This window comes from Vibrio sp. 1249-1 (assembly GCF_033340495.1).
The window spans coordinates 1-667 of record NZ_JAWOWJ010000612.1 but is presented as its reverse complement, the minus strand read 5'-3'; the positions used below and the strand labels follow the sequence as shown (position 1 = coordinate 667).

At 46.9% G+C, this 667-nt stretch carries 1 protein-coding gene; it reads left to right on the top strand.

The window, feature by feature from the left end; all coding sequences use genetic code 11:
- A partial coding sequence (locus tag R7Z50_RS27935; protein WP_318149811.1) for a flagellin hook IN motif-containing protein occupies positions 1–667 on the top strand: 667 nt, incomplete at both ends.

The window sequence follows — 667 nt, the reverse complement described above, 5'->3', positions numbered from 1 at the left end:
GTATCGCAGAAACCACATCATTCGGTGGCCGTCGTCTATTGAACGGCTCATTCGGTGAAGCGGCATTCCAAATCGGTGCGAGCTCTGGTGAAGCGATGATCATGGGTCTAACCAGTATTCGTGCAGATGACACTCGTATGGGCGGTGTGACATTCTTCTCTGAAGTAGGAAAAGGTAAAGATTGGGGTGTTGATCCAACTAAAGCCGATCTAAAAATCACGCTTCCTGGCATGGGTGAAGACGAAGATGGTAATGTTGATGATCTAGAAATCAATATCAACGCGAAAGCGGGTGATGACATCGAAGAGCTAGCAACGTACATCAATGGTCAATCAGACATGATCAACGCGTCTGTAAGCGAAGATGGCAAGCTGCAAATTTTTGTTGCTCATCCAAACGTTCAGGGTGACATCTCGATCTCTGGTGGTCTTGCTTCTGAGCTAGGCCTAAGCGATGAGCCAGTAAGAACATCAGTACAAGATATTGATATGACAACGGTTCAAGGCTCTCAGAACGCGATTTCTGTACTGGACTCTGCACTGAAATACGTGGATTCACAACGTGCGGATCTTGGTGCGAAACAAAACCGTCTGAGCCACAGCATCAACAACTTGGCAAATATCCACGAAAACGTTGACGCGTCGAACAGCCGAATTAAAGACACGGA